16 protein-coding genes and 1 pseudogene are annotated in these 23,287 nt (G+C 62.0%); 7 read left to right on the forward strand and 10 right to left on the reverse strand.

Annotation, left to right across the window (positions count from 1 at the left end; genetic code table 11):
• The 3 genes from NW848_RS13365 to NW848_RS13375 all read right to left on the reverse strand — a co-directional run.
• Positions 1-859: cytosolic protein (locus tag NW848_RS13365; RefSeq protein ID WP_414511237.1), on the reverse strand; the 859-nt coding region annotated here is incomplete at its 3' end.
• Positions 860-874: 15 nt separating this feature from the next.
• Positions 875-1,333 (reverse strand): DUF6992 family protein, encoded by a 459-nt coding sequence (locus tag NW848_RS13370; protein ID WP_414511238.1) that lies wholly within the window; start codon positions 1,331-1,333, stop codon positions 875-877.
• Positions 1,334-1,480: 147 nt separating this feature from the next.
• Positions 1,481-3,151, reverse strand: coding sequence for a DNA methyltransferase (locus NW848_RS13375; RefSeq protein WP_414511239.1), 1,671 nt, complete (start codon positions 3,149-3,151; stop codon positions 1,481-1,483).
• Between the two features lie 153 nt (positions 3,152-3,304).
• On the opposite strand from NW848_RS13375, the gene NW848_RS13380 reads away from it, so the two are divergent.
• Positions 3,305-3,886, forward strand: a complete 582-nt coding sequence (locus tag NW848_RS13380) for a DJ-1/PfpI family protein (protein ID WP_414511240.1) — start codon at positions 3,305-3,307, stop codon at positions 3,884-3,886.
• Between the two features lie 4 nt (positions 3,887-3,890).
• Here NW848_RS13380 and NW848_RS13385 read toward each other — a convergent pair whose 3' ends face one another.
• From NW848_RS13385 to NW848_RS13400, 4 genes are read right to left on the reverse strand one after another with little or no spacing between them, the layout of a single operon-like run.
• Entirely contained in the window at positions 3,891-4,226 is a 336-nt protein-coding gene (locus tag NW848_RS13385; RefSeq protein WP_414511241.1) for a P-II family nitrogen regulator, read from the reverse strand.
• Positions 4,223-5,800: an L-aspartate oxidase gene (gene nadB, locus NW848_RS13390; protein WP_414511242.1), complete on the reverse strand. Its 1,578-nt coding sequence runs from the start codon at positions 5,798-5,800 to the stop codon at positions 4,223-4,225. Before nadB ends, NW848_RS13385 begins: the two co-directional genes overlap by 4 nt.
• Complete coding sequence (locus NW848_RS13395) at positions 5,790-6,464, reverse strand: redox-sensing transcriptional repressor Rex (RefSeq protein WP_414511243.1); 675 nt, start codon at positions 6,462-6,464, stop codon at positions 5,790-5,792. The genes nadB and NW848_RS13395 overlap by 11 nt, the downstream gene beginning before the upstream one ends.
• 44 nt (positions 6,465-6,508) lie before the next feature.
• Complete coding sequence (locus NW848_RS13400; RefSeq protein ID WP_414511244.1) at positions 6,509-7,768, reverse strand: RNA polymerase sigma factor RpoD/SigA; 1,260 nt, start codon at positions 7,766-7,768, stop codon at positions 6,509-6,511.
• 447 nt (positions 7,769-8,215) lie between these two features.
• Between NW848_RS13400 and NW848_RS13405 the strand changes: the two genes are divergently transcribed.
• From NW848_RS13405 to NW848_RS13430, 6 genes and pseudogenes are all read left to right on the forward strand, one after another.
• Positions 8,216-8,449, forward strand: coding sequence for a DUF2905 domain-containing protein (locus NW848_RS13405; protein ID WP_414511245.1), 234 nt, complete (start codon positions 8,216-8,218; stop codon positions 8,447-8,449).
• Positions 8,425-9,462, forward strand: a complete 1,038-nt coding sequence (gene queA / locus NW848_RS13410) for a tRNA preQ1(34) S-adenosylmethionine ribosyltransferase-isomerase QueA (protein ID WP_414511246.1) — start codon at positions 8,425-8,427, stop codon at positions 9,460-9,462. Before NW848_RS13405 ends, queA begins: the two co-directional genes overlap by 25 nt.
• A gap of 15 nt (positions 9,463-9,477) precedes the next feature.
• Positions 9,478-10,023, forward strand: a complete 546-nt coding sequence (locus NW848_RS13415; protein ID WP_414511247.1) for a ribonuclease HI family protein — start codon at positions 9,478-9,480, stop codon at positions 10,021-10,023.
• Between the two features lie 181 nt (positions 10,024-10,204).
• A pseudogene (locus NW848_RS13420) lies at positions 10,205-10,582 on the forward strand (lamin tail domain-containing protein); the annotation flags it as partial.
• A 1,277-nt stretch (positions 10,583-11,859) separates the two neighbouring features.
• Positions 11,860-12,615 carry a type II secretion system protein gene (locus NW848_RS13425; RefSeq protein WP_414511248.1) on the forward strand — a complete coding sequence of 252 codons (756 nt, stop codon included), beginning with the start codon at positions 11,860-11,862 and terminating at the stop codon, positions 12,613-12,615.
• A gap of 48 nt (positions 12,616-12,663) precedes the next feature.
• Positions 12,664-13,236 (forward strand): LptA/OstA family protein, encoded by a 573-nt coding sequence (locus tag NW848_RS13430; RefSeq protein ID WP_414511249.1) that lies wholly within the window; start codon positions 12,664-12,666, stop codon positions 13,234-13,236.
• A gap of 6 nt (positions 13,237-13,242) precedes the next feature.
• On the opposite strand, the gene rpoC is transcribed toward NW848_RS13430, so the two are convergent.
• The 3 genes from rpoC to NW848_RS13445 form a co-directional block, all read right to left on the reverse strand.
• Positions 13,243-17,844, reverse strand: coding sequence for a DNA-directed RNA polymerase subunit beta' (gene rpoC / locus NW848_RS13435; protein WP_414511250.1), 4,602 nt, complete (start codon positions 17,842-17,844; stop codon positions 13,243-13,245).
• A gap of 12 nt (positions 17,845-17,856) precedes the next feature.
• Positions 17,857-21,906 (reverse strand): DNA-directed RNA polymerase subunit beta, encoded by a 4,050-nt coding sequence (gene rpoB, locus NW848_RS13440; protein ID WP_414511251.1) that lies wholly within the window; start codon positions 21,904-21,906, stop codon positions 17,857-17,859.
• A gap of 238 nt (positions 21,907-22,144) precedes the next feature.
• Positions 22,145-23,122: an NlpC/P60 family protein gene (locus NW848_RS13445; RefSeq protein WP_414511252.1), complete on the reverse strand. Its 978-nt coding sequence runs from the start codon at positions 23,120-23,122 to the stop codon at positions 22,145-22,147.
• Between the last annotated feature and the right edge of the window lie 165 nt (positions 23,123-23,287).

Below are 23,287 nucleotides of genomic sequence, written 5' to 3' on the forward strand. Positions count from 1 at the left end.
GCAGTCCTTGCTGCAGTCCTTGCTGCAGTCCTTGCTGCAGTCCTTGCTGCAGTCCCTGCTGCAGTCCTTGCTCAATACCTTGTCGCAGCCCTTTCCTGACCCCTTCCTCGATAGCGAGTTCCTCGAGGCTGGTCAGGGGCGTCTCGCTCTCTGCCTCCAGCTGCTCGATGAGTTCGCGCACGACCTGGTTCTGCAACTTCGTCAGGTTCATGAGGTAATCCACCACCTTGTAGAGGTCTATGACCTGCTTGGGATTATACCCTCTGGCGTGCATCTGGCGCACGAGGGCGAGTTTCTCGCGCAGCATCAGTTCGGAGTTGCCGCGCGTCTTGAGCGCGCGCAGGTGCGCCAGCACAATCAGCGCGAAGGGGTTCCCCGACTGCTCCAGTTCCGCCTCGTCGAAATCGAGCAGTTTGACGATAGGATAACGAAAGCGCAATTCACAACCGCCCAGCGCACGCTCGAAGGTATCGGGACGCCAATTCGGGTCGTTATCCGCCAGTATCGCGAGGCTAATCAGTTCGGGAAACTCATACGAGTCGAAGACGCGGTAGTAGTAAACGAACATTTGCAAGGGGAAGTCCACTGTGCGCTGGGCTTGAACCTCGATATGCAGGAGCACCATCCGTTCCTTACCGTCGTGAAAGTAGACGCGCGCCAACACATCGACGAAGTGCCGCGCTCTGCCGAGAAACGGCACAGGGCGAGTCAACTCGGTGTTCAGGAACTGATACCCGCGCGACCAGTCGATCTGCGCGTGGAGGCTGGGGAACAGCAACTCGACGCATTCGGGCAAAAAGGCACGCAGGGCATGCTTCCAGCCTGCGTCGAAGCGCATCCGCGTGCGAGGGGAACGCATAACCTCTGTTCTTCGCTATCCGCTTGGGAGTTCCTGTCCCGCCTCGATGCGCGCCACACGCGGCAATCGCCAGCCGTGCCACGCATCGAACACCAACAGAAACCCGCCCTGCACGATTACCGCCCAGCCGAAGCCGTGCAGCATCCGATTGGCAGGATCCCACAGAATCAGCCCCACCCCGACAAGGACATACACCACATCCAGTGCGGCGTTGACCCACAGCAAGCGCACGAGTTGGCGCATCCAGCCTTGCTGAGTCGGCGCGTCGGCGTTTTGCGATGCTTTGCGACACACCCCGCGCAGTGCAAACAGCGCAATCAGCGCGTTAATCACTGCCCACGCGACGGTCATCCCCCCGAACGAGCGCACCCACTCGCGCGTGGAAAGCATCATCGGCAGCCCCGCACCGAAACTCAGCGCCGCCCAGAACAGCAACTGCTTCATCATCCGCGCCTGATACTGCAGAAAGGGCACGCCCGTAGTGTACCTTTGCAGAAGACCGTACCTAATAAGTGTCTTTGCGCTGGCTTTTCAACAAGTCCCCCTCCTAACCTCTCCCGTACACGGGGGAGGAACTGCGTCCCCCTCCCCGCGTGCGGGGTATGCGCATTTTTTGTAGCCCTACATCTCCAACGACCCCTGCTCCCCAGACGGCACAACGCGCTCCGCCTGCGCCACACCCATCAACAACGCCGCACTCGGTATCGCAAAACCCTTGCCCTCCAACAACTCCCCAACCGTCCGCACCTGCAAACGCGGTATCCGCAGGTTCCCCAACGGCGTCGTGTAAAAACCCGCCTGCTCCGCCTCGCGCACCATCTCCCGCGTCGGCGGCTCCAGCGTCACGAACAACCCCAAAGTCGCCCCCTCGCGCTCCAACACACCCCGAAAATCGCGCACATCCTTCACGCCGACCCTGCCGCTCTTGACCTGTATCAGCGCACGCTTGGGGTCTTTCAGGTCGTCCTTGAAATAGAGCACGCCGTCTATCCCTGTGTCCTTGCCCTTTTTGTCTTGGTAGGGGCGGGCGCGCGGGATGAGACCAATCGCCCACTTTTGGAACTCGTCGCGGTCTTGCTGTGCCAGTGCGCGCGCTTCGGCGACGGTGGTTGGCTCGCCGACGACGCGGTAGTCTGTGTTTTCTTGGAGGTTGAACATATCGCTGAGTCGGTATTTGATGAGTGCGATGGCGAGGTGTGTGATGTCGATGCCGATCCAGCGTCGGTTGAGTTTTTGGGCGGCGACGATGGCGGTGCCGCAGCCGCAGAAGGGGTCGAGGACGGTATCGCCCTCGTTGCTGGAGGCTTGAATAATGCGTTCCAGCAGGGCGAGAGGCTTCTGCGTCGGGTAGCCGAGACGCTCGCGGGCGTGCGCCCCAATCGGCTGAATATCCGTAATCACATCCTGTATTGGGTTGCCCTCGCTCATCTCCAAGTAGCGTTTGTATCGCGGCACGCGCCCCCGCGCAGGCCATACGATGTACCCCGCACTGTCAAGCAAGTCCAGTTTCTCCTGCACGCTCATCTGCTGGGCACGCTCCTTGCCCACCAGTTGCTCCACAATCGACTGCGGCACTGCCCAATGCCTGCCGACTTGCGTGGGGTCTACGCCTCGCCACGGCTTGCCCGAATCACCTTTGGTGACCCCTGCCCCCGTGAGTGAAACAAGTTGGTAGCGCCCACGCTCGTCGGTGTAGCGGTAGAACCCCTCGATGTAGTCCCTGTCCAGCGGCTCATAGACGCGGTTCCAGAGGTATTGGTCGCTCTTGGTGTAGAACAGGATGATGTCGTGGACGGGTCCCCAGCGTTTTGCGCCGCCGTGTGCGCCTGTACGCTTCCACACAATCTCGTTCCGAAAGTTGCGCGCCCCGAAAATCACATCCAGCATCACCTTCAAGTAGTGGCTCGCCGTCGGGTCGCAGTGCAAATACAAACTCCCCGTCGGCTTCAGCACCCGATGCAACTCCACCAAGCGCGGCGCCATCATCACCAAGTACGCTGTGATGTCGTTGCGCCCCAGCGTGCGCACAAACCCCTGCACCAACGCCACCAGCGCGGGCACAGCGCAGGTCTGGCAGAACTCGTCGTAGGCGCGTTCGCTCCACTGCCAAGTGTCGGTGAAGGCTTTGATTTGTCCCTGCGCGGGTTCGCCCGATTGTTCGCGGAACAGCAGGTTGTAGTCGCGGTTGCTGTTGAAGGGCGGGTCGAGGTAGACGAGGTCTACGCTCGCGTCGGGCAGGTACTTGCGCATCACTTCCAGGTTGTCGCCGTAGTAGAGCGTGTTTTCGGGCATATGGGAAATATTACCCTGAATCGTTGGGGGAGGTTCGGCGATGTTCTCGTCCAGTTGCAAATCGTACTGCGCAGCGAGACGGCGGATTCGCGATAGATGCGTATAGGGTATCCTACTATAGCAGGGCGTAGCCGCCTTGCGAGGAGGTAAACGATGGCGCGTAAGATTCTGATGTTGGTTGGGGACTACGCAGAGGACTACGAGGTTATGGTGCCGTTTCAGGCGTTGCAGATGGTCGGCTTCGAGGTACATGCGGTCTGCCCTGGCAAGCGCGCGGGTCAGAAAGTGCGCACGGCTGTCCACGACTTCGAGGGCGACCAGACCTATTCCGAGAAGCCTGGGCACAACTTCACGCTGAACTACTCGTTCGACGAGGTGAATGTTGCTGACTATGCTGGGCTGGTGGTGTCGGGCGGGCGCGCCCCTGAATACATCCGTCGCGAGCCGAAGGTGCTGGAGATAGTGCGCCACTTCTTCGAGGCGAACAAGCCCGTTGCAGCAATCTGTCACGGGCTGCAGGTGCTGACCGCCGCTGGGGTGCTGCAGGGGCGCACGGCGACGGCGTACCCCGCTGTCGGACCTGAGTTGACGCTGGCAGGGGCGCGTTATGAGGAAGTGCCCCCCGACAAAGCGGTTGTGGACGGCAACCTCGTCACCGCGCCTGCATGGCCCGCGCACCCCGAATGGCTGGCGCAGTTCCTGAAGGTGCTGGGCGTGCGGATAGAGGGCGTGTAGCGCATCACAGGGCGGCTTCGCCGCGCTCTTCGGTGCGGATGCGGATGGCGTCGCCGTAGGGCAGCACGAAGATTTTGCCGTCGTCAGGCTGACCCGTGTGGGCGTGGCGAAGCACCGCCTCGATAATCGGCTCCACCAGCGCGTCGGGCACGACCATTTCGAGGCGTAGGCGGATGGGCAGGCGGATGAGCGTCTCCTCGCCGAGCCAGTCGGTTTCGGACGGGCTACTGCCGCAGCCGCGCACCTCGCTGACGGTCATCCCCGTAATACCCAGTTCGTTCAGCGCGGTCTTGACCTCTTCCAGTTTGTGCGGGCGGATGATGCAATCGACTTTCTTCATAGGGGCATAAGGAGGGTCGGGCAAGCGGCGAGTTCCTCGCGCGGTTGTGGGTAGTCCAGCACATAGTGGAGTCCGCGGCTCTCGTGGCGGGCGAGCGCGCTGGCAGTGATGAGCAGGGCGCACGCGGCGAGGTTGCGCGCCTCGCACGATTCGACGGTTGGGGGCGACTGGCGGTAGGCGGTCTCTATCTGCGCGGCGGCGGCTTGTAGCGTGCGATGCGCGTCGTGCAGGCGCGCGACCGTGCGCACGATGCCCACCTGCCGCTGCATGGTCTGGCGGATAGATAGTCGCATCGCGTCCCAGTTTTCGGCGCGGTCGTCCTTGTGGGCGGCGGGCGCAGGGGGCGTCAGGCGCACCGTCAGGCACGACGGCTTCGGCTGCGGGGGCGGCTCGTCCAAGCGGGTCGTCGCATGCCGCGCCGCACGCTCGCTGAACACCAACGCTTCCAGCAGCGAGTTGCTCGCCAAGCGGTTCGCGCCGTGTACCCCCGTGTAGGCGACCTCGCCGCAGGCGTACAAGCGCGGAATCGTCGTGCGCCCGTCGAGGTCAGTCCACACGCCACCACAAGTGTAGTGCGCCGCAGGCACAACGGGAATCGGCTCCCGCGTGATGTCAATGCCATATTGCAAGCAGGTCTGATAAATCGTCGGGAATCGCCGCTTGATGAAGTCGGGGTCTAAGTGCGTGATGTCAAGATAGACGCACGGATCGCCTGTTTTTTTGAGTTCGGCGTCGATGGCGCGGGCGACGATATCGCGCGGGGCGAGTTCGGCGCGCGGGTCATAGTCGGGCATGAAGCGGTAGCCGTCGCGCCGCTTGAGGATCCCGCCCTCGCCGCGCACCGCTTCGGAAATCAGGAACGACGGCGCGTCGGTGTGGTACAGCGTCGTCGGATGGAACTGGATGAACTCCATGTTGGCAATCGTTGCGCCCGCGCGCCACGCCATCGCGATTCCGTCGCCTGTGGCAATCAGCGGGTTGCTCGTGTGCAGGTAGACCTGCCCGCAGCCGCCTGTCGCCAGCAGCACTGCCCGCGCGCGGATGTCGAACAGGTCGCCCGTGAGCGTGTCCAGCACGCGCACGCCGACGCATACCCCGCCCTCCAGGAGTAAGTCCAGCGCTTGGTAATGCTCTAAGATGGAGATGTTCGGGGTCTTGCGTGCGGCGATGAGCAGGGTGCGTTCGATTTCGTAGCCTGTATGGTCGGCGGCGTGGACGATGCGGTTGCGCGAGTGCCCGCCCTCTTTGCCGAGCGCGAGGCTCCCGTCGGGGTTGCGGTCGAACTGTGCGCCCTGTTCGATAAGCCAGTGGACGAGTCGGGGTCCTTCGCGCACCAGCACTTCGACGGCGTCGCGTGCGCATAGCCCTGCGCCTGCGGTCAGCGTGTCGTGCAGGTGCAGTTCCCACGAGTCGTCGGCGCCGAGCGCGGCGGCGATGCCCCCTTGCGCGTAGTTGGTGTTCGACTCCGAGCGCTGTTTTTTGGTGAGGATGGCGACCGAGCCATGGGGCGCAGCGTTCAACGCGAAGGTCAGCCCTGCGATACCGCTGCCCAGCGCCAGAAAGTCATACTCCATCGTGTCCTCCCCGCGCCGCCTGACCGTTCACGCAGAGCGCGTCCGCCGCCGCATGGTACGACAGCACGGCGAGTTCCTGCAAAAACGAGACATTGCGCACATGCACATGCGGGGGCACGCGCAGGATGGTCGGCGCGAAGTTCAGAATGCCCGTGACGCCCGCTTCGACCAGCGCGTCGGCGACCTCTTGCGCGGCGTGCGCAGGTACAGCGATAATCCCCAAGCGCGCCCCAATCCGCGCGTTGACCTCGCAGATGCGCGCGATGTCCTCAATCACCAAATCGCCGAACGGGCGCCCAATTTTGACGAAGTTGTTGTCGAACACGGCGGCGATACGCAACCGATGCGCCTTGAAGTTCGGGTAGCCCACCAGCGCGGAGCCGAGATTGCCCGCGCCGACCAGCAAAATAGGCTGCTCCTCGTCTAAACGCAGGATGCGCTCGATGCAGGCGATTAGCCCTGCTACGGAGTAGCCGACCCCAGGCTTGCCGAACTCGCCGAAGTAGGAGAGGTCTTTGCGGAACTGGGCGGCGCTGATGCCCGAATGCTGCTCCATCTCCTGCGAGGAGACGGTCTGAATGCCCGCTTCGTGGGCGTCCAGCAACACGCGCAGGTAGATGGCTAACCTTTCGAGCGTCGGCACAGGCACGCGCGTTTCCGTCATGGTCGCTTTAAGAATCGGGCAGGTCGTTGCCTGCCCGATGGGTGCTACTGATCCACATTGACGAGCGCGAGGGCGTCTTCGAACTCCAGTCCCTGATTGCGCCGCAGGTCTTCGATTTGCTCGCCGATTTGGCGCAGTTTGCGCATGGCGCGCAGTTCGAGCTGGCGCACGCGCTCGCGTGTGATTTTCAGCTCGGCGCCGACCTCTTCCAGCGTGCGCTGGTGTCCGTCGTCCAGCCCGAAGCGCAGGCGCACCACATCCCGCTCGCGCGGTTGCAGCTTCTCCAAAATCATGTCGATTTGCTCGCGCAGGATGAGTCGCTCCGTGACATCTTCGGGCGTAGGCACGATGTCCTGCGACGGGATGAATTCGCCCAGCGTCGCGTTGTCGCGTTCGCCGACGGGGCTTTCGATGGAGATAGGCTCCACCGCGGCGCGTCGGATTTCGCGCACGCGCTCGACGGACATCTTCGTCTCGGCGGCGATTTCCTCGTCGGTCGGCTCGCGCTGCAGAATCTGTTGCAGGCGCAACTCGGTCTTGATGACCTTGTTAATCAGTTCCGCCACATAGACAGGGATTCGGATGGTGCGGCTGTTGTTGATGACCGCGCGGGCGATGGCGCGTCGAATCCACCAAGTGGCGTAGGTGCTGAAGCGGAATCCGCGCTCGGGGTCGAACTTTTCGACGGCGCGGATTAGCCCCAGATTCCCCTCCTGAATCAGGTCGGCAAGCGAGATGCCGCGCGAGGCGTACCGCTTGGCGATACTGACCACCAAGCGCAGGTTCGATTCGATCAGGCGGCGCTTCGCCTCTTCCGCCTCCTGAAGACGCACAGCCAGCTCCCAGGTCGGCAGGTTCGCCGCCTTCGCCCATTCTTCCTCAGGGACGCTTTCGGGGTCTACCCGACGCTTTTCGGCAAGTTGTCGGCGAACCTTGTGGAGCCGTTCCCCCTCTTGTACCTGTTGCGAGAAGCGTATCTCTTCTTCTGGGGTGAGCAGTTGCGAGCGGCGGCTCTGCAGCATCCAGAGTTCGACCTCGACGCTGTCGTCTTCGTGCGGGGTCTCCTCGCCGACGCCGCCCCAGAAGTCCACCTCTTCCTCGCTCCCCAGCTCATCGCCTAGGTCCAAGCCGCCGATGCCCAGCGACGAGAACTCGTCGTCCAAGACATCGAGATCGTCCAGCTCGGGCGTCTCCATCTCCAGACCCAACGGGTCGTCATAGAGCGCGTCCCGCCCTGCCTTGCCAGAACGGTCCGTTGCCTGCGTGTCCATCAAAATATCCATCTCCTCATCCAATACAGGCACTTCGATAACACCTCCTATAGTGGGGCGTGATTGTGAAGTGTTTCACAACCCCGCCTACGCGCTTATCATTCATATAGCGGCGTTCGCACCTGTGAGAGTATACGATTCGCCCCTGCGGCAAGTTCCATGCCCATCGCGCCAAATGTTAATTATAGGCGACGAGGCGTGTTTCCTGCCGTTTCGAACGCTGTTTGCGCCCGAATTCACGGGCAAAGCGCCCCCCTCGGCGCCACTCCCTAAAATTATAGCAACGATTTTTGCATTTGTCAAGGGGGTGGGAGGGTGTTCGAAAACAGTCCCTTCCTTTAGGTTCCCCCAGTCGCGTAAGGGGCAAATCCGAGCTTACATTCTGCCCGCCCCAAAAAGTGTCGTGCAGTGAGGAACGGAGGGTAAGCGCAAAACACGCAAGCCGTCTGCGCAAGTAGAGGACGGGTATCCTTTATAGAGATGAGCGCGATTGGGAAGGTGCTGCTTGGGCTGGGCGCAGTGTTGGTAGTGGTGGGGCTGCTGCTGATTGGTCTGGAGCGGCTGGGCGTGCGTGGCTGGCGGCTGCCTGGCGATATTGTGATTCAGCGCGACGGCTTCTCGTTTTACTTCCCGCTGGGCACGAGTATCCTAATTAGCATCGTGCTGACCCTGCTTTTGACCTTTTGGGCGTGGCTGTCAGCGCGCGGACGATAGCGATGGACGCGAGCCTGTTCGATTATGAACTGCCCGAATCGCTGATTGCGCAGGAGCCGATCGAGCCGCGCGACCATTCGCGCCTGATGGTGCTGCATCGCGCGTCGCAAACGATTGACCACCGCCGCTTCTACGAGTTGCCCGAATACCTACAAGCGGGCGACACGCTGGTGCTGAATGACACGCGCGTGTCGGCATGGCGATTGCTCGGGCGCAAGCCGACAGGCGGGCAGGCGGAGGTGTTCCTGCTCCACCCGCTCGCCGATGGTCGTTGGCACGCGCTGGTGCGCCCTGGTCGGCGTCTTCCTGACGGCAGTCGCGTGCGGGTGGGCGACCAGCTGGAGGTGGTCATCGAGGGCAGGCTGGAAGGGGGGCTGCGCCTTGTGCGCCTGCACAGCGACGAGCCACTGGAACAGGTACTCCCGCGCGTCGGGCAAGTGCCGCTCCCGCCCTATATCCACAAGCAGTTGACCGACCCCGAGCGGTATCAGACGGTGTACGCGCATGCGCCTGGCTCCGCCGCCGCGCCCACTGCAGGGTTGCACTTTACGCCCGCGCTGCTGGAACGGCTCAAGGCGCAGGGGGTACAAATCGCCTTCATCACCTTGCATGTGAGCTTGGACACCTTCCGCCCCCTGCAAACCGCACAGGTCGAGGAACACAAAATGCACGGCGAATGGTACACCATTAGCCCCGAAGCTGCCGCCGTGATTAACGCCACGCGCGGGCGCATCGTGGCAGTGGGCACGACCTGCGTGCGCACCTTAGAGAGCGCGGCGGTCGGACGCCGACAGGTGCGTCCAGGCTCCGCCGAAACGCGCCTCTACATCACGCCTGACTATGCGTTCCAGGTGGTCGAGGCGCTTATCACCAACTTCCACATGCCGCGCACGACGATGCTCGTGCTGGTGAGCGCGTTCGCAGGGCGCGAGTTCGTGCTGCAAGCCTACCAAGAGGCGGTTCGCGAAAAGTACCGATTCTTGAGCTTCGGCGACGCGATGCTGATTCTATAGGGTACACTACGGCAAGTGGCTCTTGAGAAAAGGCGGATACGCCTATACACGGATGGTTCATCGATAGGCAACCCTGGCGCGGCGGGGATTGCTTACCTGCTTAAGGACGAGTCGGGCAACACGCTTGCAGAAGGGCGCGAGCCGCTGGGCACAGCGACCAACAATCAGGCGGAGTACCGCGCGTTCCTGCGCGGGCTGGAGCTGGCGCGTTGCTTGGGCGCATGCGAAATTGAATGGTTCTCGGACAGTGAACTGCTGGTGAAGCAGTGGCAGGGGGTCTACAGAATCAAAGACGCGGGGCTACGCCAGTTGATGCAGGAGGCGCGTCGGCTGGCGCAGGGAATGCTTATCCGTCCCTATGCCGTGCCGCGCAACAGCTCGCCCGAAATGGCGCAGGTCGACCGCTGGGCGCGCGGGGTCGCGGAGGGGGAACTGGAGCCGATTGCGCCGTCCCTCTCCCAAGAGGCACCCTCCGTGCCCTCCCCCAGAAGTATGCCTGCCCAGCGCAAAGGCTCGAAAAAGGCGCAACGCCAGATGGGACTGTTTTCGCAGGACGAATGAGCCAACTGCGCTCATGCGAGAGAAAAGCGGTCCGTAAACCGCAAAACTCCTGTACTTTCAAGCAGGAATCCTCTGCATGAGACCGTATATAATAGCATGCCCCGACACGGGGTACAATTGCAAGGGGCTTCGTTCCCTCATTCCAACGAAGGGAGGCTTAACAATGATGAACCGATGGCTGATGAGTACGCTTGGCGTAGTTTGCATAGCGGGATTGGCGTTGGCGCAACCGCGCATCGTCATCAACGAAATCGCCTACGACGATACGGGCGTCGATGATGTGGAGTTCGTCGAACTCTACAACGCGGACATCGTACCCGTGGACATTTCGGGATGGATTTTGGAAAGCGGTGACCAGTTAAGCGGCGATAACAACCCCGACTACACCATCCCCGGCGCACCCGGTAGCGGGACAGTGGTATTGCAGCCCGGTCAATTCTATGTGATTGGCTCTGGCAATGTGCCGAATGTGAACCTGATTGTCGGCGCGAACGACCTGTTCGAGAATGACAACGAGTGGATCGTTCTCAAGATGCCCGATGGCACAGTGGTCGACGCGGTTGCTTACGAGACGAACAAGCGTCCCGACCTTACTGCGTGGGTGCCCGCAGACATTATTCCGCAGCTGGGGCGTGGCATCTGGGGCAACTACATCACCTTGCAGGGCACTGCCTCTATAGATAACACCTTGCTCTCGCTGCAGCGGTGGAAAGATGGGCTGGACACCAACGACAACGGGCGCGACTTCGGGCATATGCCATGGACTCCCGGCGCGTCCAACAACACCACGCCCACCCCGTTCAGCGATACCTTCAACGCGCGGAGTGTGTACGACCTCGTGCCGAACCTGAGTGGTTCGTTCCGCGCACCCCGCGTGATTGATCCCACCCAATTCGATGTGCCACCTTACAACACCACCCCCAACCCGAACGCCATCCCCGCTTCGCCCGATGGCGGGAACGCGATGATTGCGTGGGACTGGGCAGGTGGCGGCAACATGGCGACCTCCACCTTCGCCTTCCAGAACCGCGCGGGCTATGACCTCTACATCTATATCGACACTACCTTGCCCATCCCAGGCGAACTGGAGTCGTGGATGATCGGGCTGATGGGTACCTGTGGCTCCTTCTACAATATCCCCTTCCGCTGTCTGGTGAACGCCAGCGGTCCTACGGGCGTCGGCTGGCTATTCAAGCGCGCCAATACCGCGAATGACCCTGTGGAGGTCAAGCTGCGCCTGGTGGACGCAGGCCCTGGTGGCGACAGTAATCCGGGCTGCGGCTCAGCGGGCACGCAGCAGTGGACAGTCTTCGGCGAGATCGACCTCTCGCAGGCGGTGTCTGGCTGGTATCGCCTGCAGCTGGAGGTGAAAGGCAACAAGGTGATTGGTCGCTTCAGCGGCGGTGACATTAACGCCACGATTGAGGGCACTGCCAGTGCAGGCACTTGCATCGGGGCGTTCTACATTGGCTACCGCGAAGCCTACACTACTGACCAGTTCGCGAACCCCGTGCGCATCGACGCGCTGAACCTCTATATTCCAGTGGATGGCGATGTGGATGGCAACGGTTGTGTGGACGACGCCGACTTGCTGGAGGTGCTGTTCGCGTTTGGCAACACGGGCTGCACTCGCGCCGATGTGAACGGCGACGGTGTCGTAGACGACGCCGACCTGCTGACCGTGCTGTTCGACTTCGGCAACGGCTGCTGATGCGCACACCCTTCCCTCTCCCCCTACGCGGGGAGAGGGAAACGCGACGAACCCTGCTTGCGGATAACTGGTATACCCACAGTACAACGAGGTTAACGGGTATATTAGCCCCCATGGAGGTATCTATGCGAGGTAAGGGCTTCACGCTTATCGAACTGCTGGTGGTTATCGCGATTATCGCGATTTTAGCGGCGATCCTGTTCCCCGTGTTCGCGCAGGCGCGCAACAAGGCGCGTCAGACTGCCTGTATCAGCAATATCCGTCAGAACTGGCTTGCCCTGACGATGTACCGTAGCGACTATGATAACATCTACCCCTACGGCATCGACTTCGATCCAACCCGAAATGTGAACGACTGCACGCGCTGGGATCGGTCGCAGATTATCTTCAATTGGGAGGGTCCTGTGGTGCGCCAGAACGCCGGCTGCACGATGTTTGGCACTGCGCTGCCTGTCTGGTTGCCGACCCCTGCAGGGCGTCGCCCGATTCTGGAACCGTACATCAAAGACAACAAGGTCATCTACTGCCCGAATGTGCCGCAGTGCTGGATCGACGGCAACTGCCCGAACCCGTTTGACACTTCCGGGTTCAACAACGGCTATTTCTACGACCCCGCGCGCACGCGCGGACGCTCCAGCTACTACTACCCTAACTACGACTTGGGCGCGTTCCGATTCACAGGGTCTCCACCTGAAGAGGCGAACCAGTTGGCAGCGGAAAACATGATTTGGGGGCGTCCGGACGACGCGCTTGATGACCGTGTGCGCGTGATTTTGGACAACTACATGTACGAGCAGCGCCACATCCAAGGCGGCAGCATCGCCACGATGGTAGTGGTTCACCCCAGCGGCGCAGCCAAAGTGTGGAAGTGGCAGCAGTAGGGTGCCCATAGACAGATAGACAGTTAGCTGGCTGGGTACACTTATGCCATGCGTGGGCTGTGCGTGGCATTACTCATCGGCGTGTGGCTGTTGCAGGGGCAACAACCGCAGGGCGGGCAGGAGATACGCTTCGGCAAAGTGAACATCCGCTACGATGTGCTGGTCTCCGCACGCCGCTTCAAGGGCGATACCTATGAGGTGGAGGTGCGCGGCAAGCGCAGCGCGCCCGTGCGGGTCGAGTCGCCCGATCAGTATTTCACGATGACCTGTATGCAGTTGAGAGCCACGCTGGGACCCGATGAGCAGCGTCGCCTTACCGTGCGCACGGCGGAGGCGACGGGGCAGGTAGAGTTCGTCTACAATCGTCCGCAGCCGCTGAGCAAACTCAACGGCACAGCGCAGCGCGTCCGCTACGACGACCAGAAACGCACTGTGACGCTGGAGGGTGATGTGTCGTTAGACGGCGAGGACGAGTTCTACCTCGTCCGCTGGCGCAACAACGAGCGCATCGTGGTCTACTTGGAAGAGGAACTCCAGCGCGTGGAAGCCAAATCCAAGGAGCGCGACGGCGTCCCCCTCGGCTCGATGACCATCGAGCCGAAGGGGAAACAGACGCCGTGAGCGCGTTTATGTGTCGTCTTGCTTTTTGCGGGAGCGTTTCGGCTTCGGCGCGGCTTCAGGGGCTTCGTCGGCTGTCGCCGTCGCGTCAGGCTCCACCTCGGCAAGGCTCAGCGTATCTTCCACAGGAGGTGTGCCTTCCTCTGCCAGTTCCTCTTTGAAGAGCGTTTCCAGCGTCGGCTCGCGCGTTTCGACGGCTGCTTTCGCCTCTTCGGCGCGTGCGCCCCACTCAAACTTCGGCTCGAAGCGCGGCTTCACATAGCCTGTACCTGCGGGAATCAGCCGCCCGATAATCACATTCTCCTTCAAGCCGACGAGTTCGTCCACCTTGCCGCGCACCGCCGCTTCGGTGAGCGCTCTGACCGTGCGCTGGAACGACGCCGCCGACAGGAACGACTCGGTCTGCTGCGCCGCTTCCGAGACGCCCAGCAGCACCCACTCGGCGGTGGCGGGTCGCTCGCCCTCGGCGACGACCTTGCGGTTGGCGTCCTCGAACACGAAGCGGTCTACCGTTTGTCCAGGCAGGAAGTAAGTGTCACCAGGGTCAATTACGCGCCGTTTGCGCAGCATCTGGCGGATGATGATCTCCAAGTGCTTGTCGTCGATGTCGACGCCCTGCGCCTTGTAGACCGCCTGAATCTCTTGGATGAGGTACTCTTGGACGCCGCGCACGCCGCGCAGGCGCAGCAGCTCGTGCGGGTTCAGCGGACCAGGGGTGAGGCGGTCGCCAGGTAGCACCGTGTCACCTTTGACCACTTCCAGCGACCCCAAGGACGGTACCAGCACCGCGTCCAACACCGTAACCTCTTGCACGCCCGCCGCTTCTAAGCGCGCGAGGTGCGAGACTCGAATCTCTTCCATTTCTTCGAGAATGACCGCGCCTGATTTGGGGTCTTCGATGGTCTCAAGGCTCATCTTGCCGACCAGCAGGTCGCCGACGGGCAATTTCGCTTTGATGACGACCCAGCGTCCGACGGAGCGGGTAATCTCCACCACCTCGCCTTCGTAGTCGACGGTGATGGCTTCGCCCTTGGGCTTACGCGCTTCGAACAGCTCTTCCACGCGGTTGATGCCTGTGTTGGGCGGCTCTTGCAGTTTAGCAAGTCGGCGCAGCGAGTCGCGGGTGCGTTTTTCGAGCTTCTCCTCGCCTTCGCTGGTCTCGTCGGCGGTCAGCAGCGGCACAGGTTTGCCGAGCAAGTTCGCGGCGACCTTGAACAGCACATGTTTCTGGTCTTTGCTGAGATCGATGGCTTCTTGGATTGCGCCGCGCTCTTCCAGTTCGGTGGCAGCTAAGGCGCGTGCGCCGCCGATTTTGAAGCCTGCGATTTGCTGTCCTGCGCCCGCGACGCCGCCCGTGTGGAACACGCGCATCGTCAGCTGCGTGCCAGGCTCGCCAATCGATTCGGCAGCGATGATGCCGACCGCCGTGCCCAGCTCCACGGGACGCAGCGTGCCCATGTCCAGCCCGTAGCACTTCGCGCAGACGCCTTGTCGCGTGTTGCAGGTCAGCGGTGAGCGGATGGGTACACCCACGCGGTCGTGTTCCACCCATTCGTATCCCGCTTCGATCCAGAGATCGCGAATTGCGTCGCGCTGTGCCTGTAGGCGTCCGATGGCTTCTTGAGTAATCACATCATACGGCTCCAGCAGCGGCTCGCCTGTAATGGGGTCGCGCAGGGGCTGATCGTCGTCAGGGGTGAACAGCTCCCCTTCCTCTTTGTTTGCCAGCTCGCGCAGCGTTTGCGTGAAGCGTTCGGTCGCCTGTGCCAGCGCGTCGAGTTCGGTCGCGACGGCTTCGGGGATAATCTCGTTCTCGGCGACGAGGGGTTCGCGCGTGATGGGGTGGCGCAAGTCGCGGCGCGCCGTGCGCCCGCGAATGCGCTGGAATAGCGGCTCGATGAGGTCGCCTTCGCGCTCGATGCGGCTAACAACGATGCCTTCAGGCGTACCGCAGTCGTGTTCGCGGATGACCACATCCTGGGCGACATCGCACATGCGTCGGGTGAGGTAGCCCGCGTTCGCGGTCAGCAGCGCGGTGCTTGCCAGCCCGCGCCGTGCGCCGTAGCCCGACACGAAGTATTCCAGCGTGGTCAGCCCCTCTTGGAAGTTGTGCTGCACAGGCAACTCTTCGACCAGTCGCTCGCCGCCAGAGCGGAAGTCGAACCCGCCCATCATCAAGCCGCGCATGCCGACCAGCTGCGCCAGCTGCTTGGTGGAGCCGCGCGCGCCCGAATCGGTGATGATAAACAGTGGGTTGTCGTCGCGCAGTTCCTGCATCATTACTTTGGAGACCTCGTCGTACACGCGCTGCCACAGCTCGATTTTGCGCTGGCGCTTCTCGTCTTGAGTGAGTTCACCGCGGTCGTAGAGTTCGTCGATTCTGCGCGCCTCCTCCGCGGCTCTTTGCAAGATTTCGTCGCGTTGTCCAGGGACTGCCATATCGGTCAACGCGAAGGTAATCCCGCCGCGCAGCCCCCACTCGAAGCCCAGTGCCTTCAGGTCGTCCAGGAAGCGCACCGTGCGCGCGTGCCCGCAGGTCTGATACACCGCGCGGATGACTTCCGAAAGCGTCTTCTTGTTGTAAACCCTGTTCAGCCATTCAGGAGCGTAGCGCAACTCGTCGGGCATAATCTCTTGGAAGATTAATCGCCCGACGGTGGTCTGGACGAATTCGGGTTCGTTCGTGTTGGGGCGCACGAGGCGCACCTCGATGGGTTCGTGCAGGCGTACATCGCCGCGCTCGAACGCCAATCGCGCCTCTTCGGAGTTCGCGAAGCGATGGCGTACCTCCTGCTGGTGCTGCGGGTCGTTCATCGTGAGGTAGTACGCGCCCAGCACAATATCTTGCAGGGGCGACACCACAGGCGAGCCGTCCGCAGGCTTGAACAGGTTGTGCGTAGAGAGCATCAGCGTGCGCGCCTCCGCCTGCGCGGGGAACGACAGCGGCACATGCACCGCCATCTGGTCGCCGTCGAAGTCCGCGTTGTAGGCGTGGCATACCAACGGGTGCAGCTGAATCGCCTTGCCCTCCACCAGAATCGGCTCGAACGCCTGAATGCCCAAGCGGTGCAGCGTCGGCGCGCGGTTCAACAGCACGGGATGCTCCTTGATTACCGACTCCAGCGCCTTCCACACTTCGGGCAGTTGTCGGTCGATGGCGTTCTTGGCGTTTTTGACATTATTCGCGAGCTGGTCGCGGATGAGGCGCTGCATCACGAACGGCTTGAACAGCTCCAGCGCCATCTCTTTGGGCAGCCCGCACTGGTGCAGTTGCAGCGTCGGTCCGACCACGATCACGGAGCGTCCCGAATAGTCCACCCGCTTGCCGAGCAGGTTCTTGCGGAAGCGCCCCTCCTTGCCCTTGAGCATATCGGAGAGCGACTTGAGCGGGCGTCCGCCCGATCCCGTGACGGGCTTGCTGCGCTTGCTGTTGTCAATCAGCGCGTCCACCGCCTCTTGGAGCAGGCGTTTCTCGGAGTTGAGGATGCTCTTGGGCGCGCGGATTTCCATGATTTTGCGCAGGCGGTTATTGCGGTTCACGATGCGCCGATAGAGGTCGTTGAGGTCGCTGGTGGCGAACCGCCCGCCATCGAGTTGCACCATCGGGCGCAGTTCGGGTGGCAGCACAGGCACGGCTTCGAGGATCATCCATTCGGGGCGCGTCTTGCTGTTTTTGAACGCCTCGACGATTTCGAGCCGCTTGATGGCGCGGGCGCGGCGCGTGCCTTGCGTCTTGCTGATTTCCTCGCGCAGCTCGCGATCCAGCTTTTCGAGGTCAATCTGCCTGAGCAGTTCGCGGATGGCTTCCGCGCCTTGCCCGACGCGCACCAGCGGGCGCAGGTCGCGCTGCAGCTTGCGCGTGCCGGTAATCAAGAGCTGGTCAATCGCCTGCCAATTGCTCTCATCCAGTAGTTCGTATTGTTGGAGCTTGGCGAGCCGCTCGATGGCTTTCTCCAGGTCTTGGAGCAGGGCGGCGCGCTCGCGGCGCTCGCTCTCTTTGCGGCTCTCGTAGGCGCGCACGCGTTCAATAATCTGCTGTTCGGTGTAGGTGTCGCTGTTCTGCTCCAGTTCACGCTTCAGTCGTGCGTCGAGTTCTGCAAATACGCGCTCGATCTCGGCGTCGAAGTTGCGCTTCTCTTCCTCGACCATCCGTTGCAGATCGCCCAGATTCTGCTCGATACCTGCGCGGTCGATGTCGATGACCATGTAGTTCGTGAAGTAGATAACCTTCTCCAGTTGGCGTGGAGAGATGTCGAGCAGCAGTCCGAGCGGGCTGGGCGGCTGCCCCTTGAGGTACCACAGGTGGCACACGGGCGCGGCGAGTTCGATGTGTCCCATCCGTTCGCGGCGCACGCGGGCGCGGGTGACCTCTACGCCGCACCGCTCGCAACGGATGCCCTTGTTCTTGACGCGCTTGTAGCGCCCGCAGGAGCATTCCCAATCGCGCGTGGGACCGAAGATGCGCTCGCAGAACAGTCCGTCGCGTTCGGGCTTGAAGGTACGGTAGTTAATCGTTTCGGGCTTTTTGACTTCGCCGAACGACCACGCCCGAATATCGTCGGGCGAGGCGAGACCGATTTTCAGTGCTTTGATGCGCGAGATATCCGCCATAGGAGTTTCACCTCACAGATTGCTGTCCGTCAGCGCACTGGGCTGCAGATCGCCCAGCTGCGATTTCGGCTTGGGTTCGTCGAGCGCGTCGAGGTCTTCGAGGCTGCGCAGGTCGTGCGCGACATTGTTCTCGTCAATGATTTGTACCTTGAGCGCGAGCGCGCGCAGCTCGTTGACCAGAATCTTGAACGATTCGGGCACCGAGGGCTGAATGACGGGTGCGCCTTTGATAATGGCTTCGAAGGTGTGGATGCGCCCGTTCACATCGTCGGACTTGATGGTGAGCATCTCCTGTAGGGTGTGCGCGGCGCCGTAGGCTTCGAGCGCCCAGACCTCCATCTCGCCCAGTCGTTGCCCGCCGAACTGCGCTTTGCCGCCCAGCGGCTGCTGCGTGACCAGCGAGTAGGGCCCGATGGAGCGGGCGTGGATTTTCTCTTCCGCCAGGTGTTCCAGTTTGAGCAGGTAGAGGTAGCCGACGGCGACGGGGTTGCCGAACGGGTCGCCCGTGCGCCCGTCGCGCAGGACGACCTTGCCCGTTTCAGGGTCGAACCCCGAACGGTCGATGGCGCGTTGGCGGATGGCATCTACGAGCGTCTCCACACTGGGCGGTTTTCTGGTCGCGAGCGCGAGGCGTCGCGCGATACGCATGCGCTCTTCGTCCGACGCGGCAGCGAGCGCGTGGCGCACCGCCTCAATCGCCTCGTCGAAGGTCGCGCGGTAGCCCCATGCGACGGGGTTGCCCGCGGCGTCGTGGAGGCGCAGCTCGTGGTCGAGAAGGATGCGCAGCGCGTTCCGACGCAGGCGGTCGGCAAGGATGCGCATCTCCTGCTTGATTTCGTCAGGCGTCGAACTTTGGAACACAGGCGTGCGGAAGCGCACGCCCAGCTCTTTGGCGACCAGCCCCAAGTGGAACTCCAGAATCTGCCCGATGTTCATTCGCGAGGGCACGCCGAGCGGGTTCAGCACGATATCGATGGGCGTGCCGTCCATCAGGAAGGGCATGTCCTCGACAGGTTGGATTTTGGAGATGACGCCTTTGTTGCCATGCCGCCCTGCCATCTTGTCGCCTTCGGTGAGGGGGCGGCGGGTGGCGACGGTGACGCGCACGCGGTGGCTTACGCTCGGCGGCAGTTCGTCTGGCTCCAACGGCTTGAGGGTGCCTTCGCAGCGCGGGCAGGTTTTCACCTCCAGCGGCTTGGAACGGTGGAATGTGCTTTTGCAGCTGGCACATTCGTACTTGAATCGGGCGAACTGGGCGACGCGCACCACATAGCCGCGCTCGCCGTGCGGCAGGCGCAGCGACACATCGCGCATCTCTTCCGCCTTGCCGCCGAAGATAATCCGCACCAGCTTCTGCTCGGTGGACGCTTCGGTCTGCCCTTTCGGCTGAATCTTGCCCACCAGAATGTCGTCGGGCTTAACTTCTGCGCCGACGCGGACGATGCCGTTCTCGTCGAGGTCACGGCGCGCCTCTTCGCCCACATTCGGGATGTCGCTGGTAATCTCTTCCGGACCGAGTTTGGTCTCGGTAGCGTCGGTCTGGTAGCTCTCCAAGTGGATGCTGGTGTAAGTGTCGTCGTAGAGTAGCCGTTGCGAGACGAACACGGCGTCTTCGTAGTTGTAGCCGCCTGCAGGCAGGAAGGCGACCAAGATATTGCGTCCCAGCGCCAGTTCACCGTTCTCGGTGGAGGGACCGTCGGCGATAATATCGCCTGCGCGCACGCGCTGCCCCAACTTCACTTTGGGCAGGAAGGTGAAGCTGGTGCCTTTATTGGATTGCACCAAGTGCGGCAGTTTATAGATGTCCAGCTCGCCGTTGTCGTCGCGCTGGATGCGGATTTCGGTCGCCGAGACATACTTGACGCGCCCGTTCGCGCGCGCAGTGATGACGCTCTGCGCGTACTTTGCAGCGACGCGCTCGATGCCTGTGTGTACCAGCGGCGCTTCGGGGGTCACCAGCGGCACACCCTGACGCTGCATATTGGATCCCATCAGCGCGCGTCCCGCATCGTCATGCTCCAGAAACGCAATCATCGAGGCGGAGACGGAGAACACTTGCGCGGGGTCGACATCCATGTATTGCACTTGTTCGCGCGGTACGAAGGGGTACTCGTCGCGCCAGCGTACCTGCACCATTTCGGGCAGCGCGCCGTCCTCGCCGAGCGGGGTGTCGGCAGGGGCGATGTACGCGCTCTCGTCCTCGTCGGCGGGCAGGTAGACCACCGCGTCTGTCGCCTTGCCGTCCACCACTTTGCGGTAGGGCGTGCGCAGAAAGCCGAACTCGTCGACATAGGCGTACAGCGTCATCTGGTTGACCAGTCCGATGTTCTGTCCTTCGGGCGTCTCGATGGGACAGATACGCCCGTACTGGGAGGGGGTGATGTTGCGCACTTGCGGCGGGATGCTCTGGCGGTTCAGCCCGCCCGGTCCCAGCACCGACAGGCGTCGCTTGTTCGCCAGCTCCGCCAGCGGGTTCGTCTGATCCATGAAGGTGCTGAGCGGGTTGGTGGCGAAGAACGACTGCAGCGCGGTGGCGACAGGCTTGACGCTCAGCACCGCGTTGGGCAGAATCTGGCTCACATCGGCGGCGGCGGTCATCTTCTCGCGGGCGGTCTTTTCGAGTTTGAGGAACGCCGCGCGTAGGTGCGCCTGTAGCAGTTCACCGACGGAACGCACGCGCTTGTTCGCGAGGTGGTCGGTATCTTCGTATTCGTGCTTGTCTTCCGCCATTTCCAGCAGGTGGCGCAGCGCGAGCAGCAGGTCGGGCACGGTCAACCTGCGCACATCGAGCGGGACGCCATGGCGCAGTTTGCGCGTAATCTGGTAGCGTCCGACGCGCCCCAAGTCGTAGCGGCGGGGGTCCAGAACCAAGCTGTAAAAGAGGTTGTGGACGGTTTCTGGCGTCGCGGGGTCGCCTGGGCGCATCCGCCGATAGAAGTCCAGCACCGCCTCACGCGAGTCGGTGGTCGTGTCGGCGTCCAGCGTCGCTTTAAGGAGCGGCGGCAGTTCGAAGTCGCCGCCCTGCACCTCCACGAAGCGCACGCGCACTTCGGGCAGCTTGAGCTTCTCAATGGCTTTGGCGGTCTTCTCGTCGATGATTGCGCCCGCCTCTACAACGACTTTGCCGCGCGTGTTTTGAATGGTCTCGGCGGCGGTTTTGCCGACCAAGTCTGCCGCGCGTGGCGTGTGCAGGGTGAACTCGTGCGTGATTTCGCGCCGCTCGCGGGGGCGTCCGAACATCGCGGCGATGGCTTCGTTCGTCAGTCCGCGCTCAGGGTCGTAAGGCGGCTCGCACTTCACCCGCAAAGTGCGCGCTTCGGCAGGCAGGTTCTCCAGCAGGTCGTATGTAAGCACATCGCCTGGCTCGAGCAGCGTGCGCCCCTCGTAGACCACGGGTTCCAGCATGCGCCAGCCGACCGCACGCTCCAGCTCCAACTCGGCGGGCACGCGCGCCTGTTCGTACTCTGCGAACGCCTTAATAATTTGCGTAATCGGCAGCTGCTTTGACTGGTGCACCTTCAGGCGAATCACATTCTGAGGGTCGGTGCCGCCATCCAGCCAGGGACCCTCGGCGGGGATGATTTGCATCTGCAGCACCTTGCCGAAGGTGCGCGACATCATCTCGCGCCCCGTGCTGGAAAGGAACGGGGACGGGAAGTGGATGCCTGGCGTTCGGTTCAACTGGTTGACAATCACGCGCTCGCGCCCGTTCACGATGAAGGTGCCCCCCTCAGTCATCAACGGCAAGTCGCCCAAGTAAATCTCGCTCTCTTGGACCTCGCCGTCGACTTTGCCGAAGCGCACCTTCACGCGCAGCGGCACATCAAAAGTAATCTCCCGCTCGCGACATTCCTCGACCGAGTATTTCGGCTCGCCCAGACAGTAGTCGCCAAATTCGAGGAAGTAATTGCCCGTCAGGTCATAAATCGGCGAAAAGGTCTGAAACAGCTCTTTGAGTCCTTCCTCTAAAAACCAGCGGTAGGAGTTGTATTGGATCTCGATAAGGTTCGGCGGTTCTAAGACTTCACGGATGCGTTTTCGCTCGTGTCTAACAATCCGCATATATTAACCTCCAAAGGCGCACACTTGCCCAGTTTAGTAGTATACCCCACCCGATATTGCTCTTGTCAAGTGGTGGGGCGCATGCGCCGAGGGCGTGTTGGGTGTGTTTTTGTGTGGGCATTTGAGCGATTTTAGGGTCTACTTGGTGTGTTCGCGCCTGCTCGAAATGGCAGACTTCAAGAACCCCCTGCGAGGGTTCGCAGGGGGTCGGTTGTCGCAGCCTTGAGCGTCCGTGCAATCACTTGCTGATGCGCCGTGCGCCGACATAACGCTGATGGTAGTATCCGGAGTCCAGCGTGTCGACGCGCACGCGCCCCCGCGCGCTGGAAGCATGCACAAACTTCCCATCGCCGATGTAGATGCCCACATGCGAGATTCGGCGTCCGCGCGTGCGGAAAAAGACCAAATCGCCTGGGCGCAGTTCGCTGCGGCTGACGGGCTTGCCCACGCGGTACTGCGCGGCGGAGTTGTGCGGAAGACTAATGCCGTGCTGCCGATAGATATAGGCTGTGAAGCCTGAGCAGTCGAACCCGCGCGAGCCGCTGCCGCCGTAGCGGTAGCGCGCCCCTAAGTACCCCAGCGCACGGCGCACAGGGGCTGGTTGAGCGTTCGCAACCGCAGGCGCGTCCGCCGTTTTTGGCTTCTCGGAGGCAGTCAGCTTCCGCTCGCCGCGCTCTGTGCGCGACGCCGAAGCGTGCGCGGTTCGAGAAGCAGGCTTCCGTGAAGAGGAGCGAGTGGTTACTTGCCTTGTTTGCGGGGGCTTGGTCGGGCTGAGGTACTTCGAAAGCACCCAGCCAATTGCGCCACTCTGGAGCCTGATGCGGCTCCAGTCACCTTGACGCCCCAGCACGCGCACCTTCGTCCAACGATCGACGAGGGTGATGCGCCGAGCGTCCGTCGATGGCGCGGTACGGATGTTGATGCGGTCTTTGTTAATCTCCGCCCAACCTGAAGCGGGGGCAGCAGGTTGAGCCATACGCTGCGCCGTTGCCGTGCCCTGAACGGGAATCTTGATTTGGTCGCCCACCTGCAGCGCGTGTGGGTTGCGCAGGTTGTTGACCTTCAGTAGGTCGGGCAGGCGCAGTCCGTGCTTGCGGGCGATGAGATAAAGCGAGTCGCCCGGTTGCACCGTGTAAGTGATGGTTCGCTGCGCCGAGGCTGCGACAATCAGGCTCACGAGCGGGGCTATCAACCCCAAGCGTACTATGGTTCTCATAGTTCCCTCCTTGGTGATAGTCTCGTGCCCTGCGACCTCGGTCGCAAAGCGGGGGCAGTATACCCCATTCTGAGGGGGGATGTCAACCCCCGCAAGAGGGGGGTTCGAAAAATCGTTCAGCAGGCAGATTTGAGGGGCTTTTGCGTGAGCGCGGGAACCGCACCC

The organism is Synechococcus sp. RC10A2, from assembly GCF_047502605.1.